We start from the raw sequence: 7,677 nt of genomic DNA on the forward strand, positions 1-7,677 counted from the left end.
CTCGCGATGGGCTGCAAAGCAGCCCCAGCACTATGAGCCGCGAGACTGAAACCCTGGGGCCGCTGCGCGCCCCATCGCGAGCTGCGCTCGCTCCTACCGGGGGTGGCGCTGGCCTGGAGATGGGCGCTTGATCGGCAGCCCAGGGTTAGGGCTGGGTTATCTCCTACAGGATGTTGCTGCAATAATGCCCGGCGATCAAAGAAACGAAGACGCGGCCCAATAGGCTGCGGGTAGGCGATCAGCACTGGCCAGCAACGCTGAAGGCGTTTCCACACTCACCGCCACATCGGCAGGCAGCGCATCAAGCAGCGCCACCAACGGCAACTCCCCCTGGCCCGGCAGCAGCCGGCCTTCCCTGGCTTCCGGGATAATCAACCCTTCAGGCGGCGCCAGCAGCGGTGCATCGCACAACTGCACCGCGCGCAGGTACGTTGGCGGCACCTGGGCAATCGCCTGCGCATCGCCACCTGAACGAAACAGGTGCAGCGCATCCACCAGCACCCCGGCATTGCCTTGCCCTGCCGCCGCCACCACGGCCACCGCCTGTTGCAGGTTCGCAACCGCGCGCCAGCGCATGAACTCAAGGTCCACGCGCAGGCCATAGCCGCTGGCCAGCTCGCACAGTGAGGCGAACGTCTGCGAAAGCCTGGCGAAGTCGTGGTCATCGCCAGAAACCGTAAGGCTGTCCGCGCCAAGCTCCGCGCCTGCCGCCAACAACGCCTCGCACTCGGCTACCTGCAGGTGCGGGGTCAGCGACACGAATTCGATATCGCTCACCCGCACCCCCTCGCCTACCAGCACCCGTTGCAGCTCCTGGGCAGCGGGGCTTCCCACCGGCTGCGGGTAGGCCTGGGCACCGGGCATGACCGGGTGCAAGCGCAGCCCCACTGCGCCGAACCCCGCCCGCGCCGCCTCACGCACCAGCGTGACCGGCGCCAGGTCCAGCGCGGTGAGGTGGGCAACGCCCAGCGCCCTCAATAGGTCGCCCTCCCACCACTGAGGTCGAACACGAAGCCGGTGGTGAAGCTGCACTCAGGGCCGGCGATCCAGGTCACCATATGGGCGATTTCCTCGGCCTTGAGGAAGCGCCCCATGGGGATCTTGGCCTTGCTGGCGGCAATGTGCTCGGGAGTCATTTCGGCCATCAGTGGGGTTTCGACCATGGCCGGGGCGATGCAATTGAGCAGCACGCCATCCTGGGCCAGCTCCTTGGCCGCGGCCTTGGTGAAGGCAATGACCCCAGCCTTGGCAGCGGAGTACGCCGAGATGTACTGCACACCGTCCTTACCGGCCATCGAGGCGACGTTGACGATGCGCCCATAACCGCGCTCGCGCATGTGCGGGATGGCGGTGCGGCAGCAATAGAACACGCCGTTGAGGTCGATGGCGATCACCTTGTCCCAGGCCTCGGGCGGGTATTCCCAGGACGCCACCACCGGGCCGTTGATGCCGGCATTGTTGACCAGGATCTCAACCTGCCCAACCTGCTCCAGCGCCTGGGCAAAGGCCGCTTGCACCGAGGCCAGCGAGGCCACGTCGACCGCCTGGCGCAGCACCGGCTCAAAGCCGTTTTCCGCCGTGTTCCAACCCTCGACCGCCAGGTCCCAGATCACCACCTGGGCCCCGGCCTGGTGCAGGCGCTGGGCAATGGCCAGGCCAATGCCGCGCATGCCGCCGGTGACGATTGCAGTTTGCCCTTGCAGGGATTGGCTCATTGTCTTGCTCCATTATCAACAGAAGGAATATCCGGCAGGCGACGCAGGTCGCGCACCATGAACAGGTAGCACAGCGCACCCAGCGCGGTGATCATCGATACGAAGGCCAACGCCCAGACGAACGAACCGGTGGCGCTGACGATCAGGCCGATGGTCAGCGGCGTGACGATGCCGGCGGCATTGGCGAACAGGTTGAACAAGCCGCCGCTCAGGCCCAGCAACCCCTTGGGCGCGATGTCGGAGACGATCATCCAGGCCAGCGCCGACATGCCCTGGGCGAAATAGGCGATGCACAGGATGGTAATCACCAACACATCGGACTCGACGTAGTTGGCCAGCACGATGATCGATGCGGTCAGCAGGCCAGCAATCACCGGCAGCTTGCGCGCCACGTTCAGCGAATAGCCCCGGCGCAGCAGCGCATCGGAAAGCCAGCCGCCAACCAGGGTGCCCAGCGATGCGGCAATGAACGGCAGCACCGCCACCCAGCCAACCTTGAGCCAGGGCATGTGCCGCTCGGTGACCAGGTAGGTGGGGAACCAGGTCAGGAAGAACACGTTGGTCGAGTTGCAGGCGAACTGCCCCAGGCAGATGCCGAGCATGTTGCGGTGCTTGAGCAGGGCCGGGATCTGCGACCAGCGGAACACCGTGGCCTTCTGCCCGCCATCGACCACCCCGCCACCGGCCGCGATGTAGTCCAGCTCGGCCTGGTTGGCCGATGTCGACTGGTGCGGCTCATGGTATTTGCGCCACCACACCAGGCCATAGAGGATGCCCAGCAGGCCCACGGCCATCAGCAGGAAGCGCCAGCCATAGGCGTGCAGCACCCAGAACAGCAACGGGGTGAGGAATGCCAGCCCGGTGTACTCGGCGAAGGTGTAGATGCCCGTGGCCCTGGCCCGTTCGCTCTGCGGGAACCAGGTGGCTACCACGCGGCTGTTGGTGGGGAAGCATGGGGCCTCGGTCATGCCCACCAGAAAGCGCATGCCCAGCAGCGACAGAAAGCCCTGGGCCAGGCCCTGCAGGCCGGTGAACAGCGACCACAAGGTCAATGCCAGCCAGTAGGTGAGTTTGGTGCCAAGGCGGTCGATCAGGATGCCGCCAGGAATCTGCGCGGCGGCGTACGTCCAGGAGAACGCCGAGAAGATCAGCCCCATCATCGCCGCGTTCAGCCCAAGGTCGGCGCTGATGCTCGGGGCGGCGATGCCCATTACGCTGCGGTCGAGGTAGTTGATCATGGTGCCGCCGGAAATCAGCGCCAGGATCATGAAACGGGTACGGGTTCGTTGTTGCGCGCGCGCCGGGGTGTCGAACACCCCCACGCCGAGGTTCTGCTCTGTGTTCATGGCGATTGCTCTGTTGTTATTGGAATGGCAAATGCGGGTAATCAGGCAAAACCGAACAGCCGTCGCGGGGTGTCCCACATCACTTTGCGCCGCACCTGGGCGTCGGGCATCAGGTACTCGGCCAGTTTCAACAATGGGCCGTAGTCCACCCGTGCGTGCTGGCGAATGAACGGCCAATCCGAGCCCCACACGCAGGCATCCGGGCCAAAGGCATCGAGCAGCGCGGCCACGTAGGCATGGCTTTGCTGGTACAGGCCCTCGGCGTCGGCGAACTTCTGCATGCCGGACAGCTTGACGCAGGCAGCGCCACTGCGGGCCAGGCGCAACAGGGCCTGGAAGCCGGATTGCTGCAGGCCGGCGGTGGCATCGGGGCGGCCACAGTGGTCGATCAGCAGGCGTGCCGAACTGCCCTGGATCAACCATTGCAGGTCCAGCAGTTGGTCCTCGCAGACCTGCACCTGGGCGAACATGCCAAGCTCGGCCAGCTTGCCGAACAGCGGCCCGGCATCGTGCAGGGTCTTCACGCCGTACAGCGCGGGGTTGAATGCCACGCCCACCACGCCCTGTTCGCGCAAGGCCGCCAGTTGCTCAAGGCTGATCTGCCGCTCGACCACCGCCACGCCCTTGAAGCGGCCTTGGCCGCCGGCCAGGGCTTGCAGCAGCAGGCGGTTGTCGGTGTGGTAGCCGCTGTTGGGCTGCACCAGCAAGGCGTGGCGCACGCCATAGGCGTCCATGACCTGGTTGAACTGCGCCAGGGTAGCGACCTCCTGGCCAGAGGGGGCATAAGGGGCCTGCGGGTGGTAGGGGAAGTGTGCAGGGTCAAACAAATGGTTATGGCAGTCGATCTTTGGTTCGTCGTAGATATTCAAGCGCGGTTCCTTGCAAGCGCCACTGCGCCTGCCTGCAGATCTTGTTATTGTTCGCCGCCAGGGCGATGGGCCTGGGCTCACGATACTGCGGGCGTGCCCGTTGCGCTCATACACAGATAACCAAGACCATAACCGAAGGTAATACCCATGCTCCCCAGCCAGGAAAGCGCAGACGGCAGCGCCATGCTGTTCAAGTTGCGGCACATGGAGGTGTTTCGCGCGGTGATGCTCACCGGCTCCATCAGCGCGGCGGCGAAGCTGCTGTATGTGTCGCAACCGGCGGTGAGCAAGCTGATCGGCTATATCGAGGGGCGTCTGACCTACCGGTTGTTCGAGCGCATCAACAACCGCCTGGTGCCCACCGCCGAGGCGCAGGTGCTGTACCGCGAGGTCGAGCGGGTGTACCAGGCGGCGTTGCAGGTCAACGAATGCGCGTTGTCGCTGGCCAGCGGCGGGCACCGCAAGCTGCGCATATCCTGCAGCGCCTCGCTGTCGACGGTGGTGATCCCGATCGCCCTGGCCCAGCTCAAGCGCGAAGCGCCTTCGCTGCAGATCGAGTGGCAAACCTCGCTGATGCACACGATGCCCAACCAGATCCTGTCGAAAACCGTCGACCTGTCGATTGCGGCATTGCCGGTGGTGCACGACCACCTGCACTCCCAGGCCTTCATGCGCGGGCGCATGGTGGTGGTGCTGCAGCCTGGGCACCCGCTGGCCCAGCAGCCGTCGCTGAGCTTGCAGCAGTTGCAGGGGCAGGCCCTGCTGCTGTTCCGCCCGGACATGCCGTTTGGCCAACTGCTGGCCGAACATATCCAGCGCCGTGGGTTGCAGTTGGAGTCGCTGTTGTCGTTCACCAATGCCAACGAGGCGGTGGCGCTGGTCAAGCAGGGCATGGGCATCAGTGTGATCGACGAGTTCGTCGCCCAGGACAGCGGGCTGGCCGTGGTGCCGCTGGCGGACGAGATTACCTTCGATATCAGCTTTGTCTATTCACGCTTCGAGCCGCCGTCGCAGGCTGCGTTGCACTTGATGCAGGTGCTGCGCGGGCAGGCGCAACGGCTTGGCAGGGCGATTGGGGAGGATATGGGGCATGGCATGTGAGGGGTGGCGCCTGTGGCAATCGCGAGCTGTGCTCGCTCCTACGAGGGGCTGTGTATACCTGGTAGGAGCGAGCGCTGCTCGCGATTCGCGCAGGCGCTGCCCATTCCGGTGCGTTACGCCAAGCGTGGCAATTCGATACTCACCCACAGCCCACCACCGTCAGCCGCCTGGGCACTGATACCGCCCTGGTGCAAACCGATGGCCCGCCGGGCGATTGCCAGGCCCAGGCCGAAGCCATCCACGCCGCCCTGCCCGCCGCGGTCGAAGGGCTCGAAGATGCTTTGCAGGCGGCTCGGCTCCACGCCTGGGCCCTGGTCGGTGATATGCACCTGCAGCCGCTCACCCCCACCGGCCAGCACGGCTTCCACCCGCACCTCGGTGCCGGGCGCGGTGTAGCGCACGGCGTTGCGCACCACGTTCTCGAAAGCGCGGTACAACAGCTCCTCGTGGCCGCGGGTAACGAAGGTGCCGGCGCCGTGCAGGGTCACCTCGGCCTGCTTCATGCCCGCTTCGAAGCGGGCGTCCTCAACGATTTGCGCCAGTATCTCCACCGCATCGAGCTCGCCATGCTCGGCATGGCTCTGCTGCGACTGGACCCGCGCCAGGGTCAGCAACTGCTCGATCAGGTCGTCCATGCGCCGTGATTCGCGCTCGATGCGCCCCAGCATCGCCTCGCGGTCTGGCTGCTGGCGCAGCAGGCCGATGGCCACGTGCAGGCGGGTCAGTGGCGAGCGCAGCTCGTGGGAGATGTCGTGCAGCAGTTGCTGCTGGGCCTCGACCAGCGCCTTGAGCTGGCCGGCCATGCGGTCGCAATCGTCGGCCAGCTCGACGATCTCGTCGCGGCGCTTGCCCAACCGTGGCCGCACGCGCACGTCGAAACGGCCCTGGGCCACCTGGCCCATGGCTTCGCGCAGCCAGGCCAATGGCCGGGTCAGGTACAGGCTGCACAGAAAGGCAAACAGCGCGCTCATCAGCGTACCGGTGAGCAGCGGCCCCATGCCGCGTGGGCGTGGTGCTTCGTCCAGCTGGGCCGGCACCGACGCCCGCAGCACCAGCGCCTGGCCGCCCTCATCGAGCAGCGCACGCTCGAAGCGCGGGGTTTCCACGGCGCGGCCGGCCAGCAAGTGGCCCGTGCCGTCGTACAGCCCCACCTGCACGTCCGGCGGCTGCGGCGACACCTGCAGAAATTGCCGCCCGGCCTGTTCGCCATAGCGGTGCAGCAGGTTCAACTCGGTGGTCAGCATCGAATGCAGGCCCGGGGTGTCACCGCGCAACTCATTGAGCATGAAGGTGCCGGCACCGACCAGGAAGGTTAGGGTATTGGCCAGCCAGAAGGCCAGAAACAGCTTCCAGAACAGCCGTTGGCGCCTCATTCGACGATCAGCATGTAGCCCATGCCCCGCACGCTCTGGATCCAGCTGCTGCCATCGCCGCGTGGGCCAAGCTTGTGGCGGATGCTGCTGATGTGCACGTCGATACGCCGGTCGTAGCGGGTCAATGGCCGGCCCAGGGCATTGAGCGACAAGTCCTGCTTGCTCACCAGTTGCCCCGCTTGGCGGGCCAGGGCTTCGAGCAGGCTGAACTCGGTGCCGGTCAGCTCCAGCGGGGCGGCGCCCCACTGCGCCTTGCGCTGGCCCGGCCACAGGGTCAGGGCGCCGCGGCCGATGGACACCGCCCCTTGGCTTTCGGCCAGCGCCTGCGGCTGCACCCGGCGCAGGATGGCACGCAGGCGCGCCACCAGCTCACCGGGGGAACTGGGCTTGGGCACGTAGTCGTCGGCGCCCAGCTCAAGCCCGGCAATGCGGTCGATGTTGTCGCCCCGCGCGGTCAGCAGCAGCACCGGCACCTGGCTGCGTGCGCGAATGCGCCGCAGCACTTCGATTCCCGAGAGGTCCGGGAGCATCACATCGAGCACCACGATATGGAACAGGCCACTCAGCGCCTGGCTCTCACCCTCGGTGCCGGTGGCCACGGCGGTGGCCTGGAAGCCTTCGCGGGCCAGGTACAGGGCAAGCATTTCGGTGAGTTCGCGGTCGTCGTCGACCAGCAGTACGGGAATCATGGTAGGTAGGGTGCCAGGTTCTGCAAAGCCATCATGATCGCCCCTGCACGCCAGGGCGTGGGCGAACTTTACACATCTTTACCCTCGGTTAACCGCGCCGAACACAGCCCGCCCGTATGCTCATCGCCCGCTTCCTGGCAGCCGCCGCGCTGCTCCATCTACGCCCGCCTGGAACCCCCGATGAACTACCCGCGACTGTTGCTCTCCATCCTGCTGCTCAATGCCTCCGTGGCCCAGGCCGCGCCGTTCAGGATCGCCGACATCCGCGTCAATGGCCTGCAGCGGGTGTCCGCCGGCAGCGTGTTCGGCGCCCTGCCGCTGAACGTCGGCGACCAGGCCGACGACCGCCGCCTGGTGGAGTCGACCCGCTCGCTGTTTAAGACCGGCTTCTTCCAGGACATCCAGCTCAACCGTGACGGCGATGTACTGATCATCAACGTGGTCGAGCGCCCGTCGCTGTCGAGCATCGAGATCGAAGGCAACAAGGCGATCAGCACCGAAGACCTGATGAAGGGCCTGAAGCAGTCGGGCCTGGCCGAAGGCGAGATCTTCCAGCGTGCCACCCTCGAAGGCGTGCGTAACGA

The 7,677-nt window shown here is 65.9% G+C and carries 8 protein-coding genes; 2 read left to right on the top strand and 6 right to left on the bottom strand.

What is annotated here, in order from left to right:
• Positions 1 to 195 precede the first annotated feature (195 nt).
• The 4 genes from F3J44_RS28105 to F3J44_RS28120 are packed head-to-tail and all read right to left on the bottom strand — an operon-like array spanning position 196 to position 3,930.
• Entirely contained in the window at positions 196 to 978 is a 783-nt protein-coding gene (locus tag F3J44_RS28105) for a sugar phosphate isomerase/epimerase (protein WP_167069767.1), read from the bottom strand.
• Positions 975 to 1,715 carry an SDR family NAD(P)-dependent oxidoreductase gene (locus F3J44_RS28110; RefSeq protein WP_167069769.1) on the bottom strand — a complete coding sequence of 247 codons (741 nt, stop codon included), beginning with the start codon at positions 1,713 to 1,715 and terminating at the stop codon, positions 975 to 977. Before F3J44_RS28110 ends, F3J44_RS28105 begins: the two co-directional genes overlap by 4 nt.
• The gene (locus tag F3J44_RS28115) at positions 1,712 to 3,061 is read right to left on the bottom strand and encodes an MFS transporter (RefSeq protein WP_167069771.1); all 1,350 of its coding nucleotides are present in this window, start codon (positions 3,059 to 3,061) and stop codon (positions 1,712 to 1,714) included. The genes F3J44_RS28110 and F3J44_RS28115 overlap by 4 nt, the downstream gene beginning before the upstream one ends.
• Before the next feature lie 41 nt (positions 3,062 to 3,102).
• A complete protein-coding gene (locus F3J44_RS28120) occupies positions 3,103 to 3,930 on the bottom strand; it encodes an amidohydrolase (protein ID WP_167277730.1) in 828 nt (275 codons plus the stop codon).
• A 147-nt stretch (positions 3,931 to 4,077) separates the two neighbouring features.
• On the opposite strand from F3J44_RS28120, the gene F3J44_RS28125 reads away from it, so the two are divergent.
• Positions 4,078 to 5,031 carry a LysR family transcriptional regulator gene (locus tag F3J44_RS28125; protein ID WP_167069776.1) on the top strand — a complete coding sequence of 318 codons (954 nt, stop codon included), beginning with the start codon at positions 4,078 to 4,080 and terminating at the stop codon, positions 5,029 to 5,031.
• Between the two features lie 113 nt (positions 5,032 to 5,144).
• On the opposite strand, the gene F3J44_RS28130 is transcribed toward F3J44_RS28125, so the two are convergent.
• The gene (locus F3J44_RS28130) at positions 5,145 to 6,404 is read right to left on the bottom strand and encodes an ATP-binding protein (protein ID WP_167069778.1); all 1,260 of its coding nucleotides are present in this window, start codon (positions 6,402 to 6,404) and stop codon (positions 5,145 to 5,147) included.
• The gene (locus F3J44_RS28135) at positions 6,401 to 7,090 is read right to left on the bottom strand and encodes a response regulator (protein WP_370526483.1); all 690 of its coding nucleotides are present in this window, start codon (positions 7,088 to 7,090) and stop codon (positions 6,401 to 6,403) included. The genes F3J44_RS28130 and F3J44_RS28135 overlap by 4 nt, the downstream gene beginning before the upstream one ends.
• A gap of 183 nt (positions 7,091 to 7,273) precedes the next feature.
• Here F3J44_RS28135 and F3J44_RS28140 point away from each other — a divergent pair.
• Positions 7,274 to 7,677 (top strand): POTRA domain-containing protein (locus F3J44_RS28140; RefSeq protein WP_304622163.1); only part of this gene is annotated, 404 nt, incomplete at its 3' end.

The organism is Pantoea sp. Tr-811, from assembly GCF_011752535.1.
In the GTDB taxonomy this organism is placed as follows: Bacteria; Pseudomonadota; Gammaproteobacteria; order Pseudomonadales; family Pseudomonadaceae; genus Aquipseudomonas.

What these genes read in the sequence shown, in the direction of transcription:
- F3J44_RS28125 (WP_167069776.1), top strand. Translation starts at nt 4,078, where the DNA reads ATGCTCCCCAGCCAGGAAAGCGCAGACGGCAGCGCCATGCTGTTCAAG.
- F3J44_RS28115 (WP_167069771.1), bottom strand. Translation starts at nt 3,061, where the DNA reads ATGAACACAGAGCAGAACCTCGGCGTGGGGGTGTTCGACACCCCGGCG.
- F3J44_RS28110 (WP_167069769.1), bottom strand. Translation starts at nt 1,715, where the DNA reads ATGAGCCAATCCCTGCAAGGGCAAACTGCAATCGTCACCGGCGGCATG.
- F3J44_RS28130 (WP_167069778.1), bottom strand. Translation starts at nt 6,404, where the DNA reads ATGAGGCGCCAACGGCTGTTCTGGAAGCTGTTTCTGGCCTTCTGGCTG.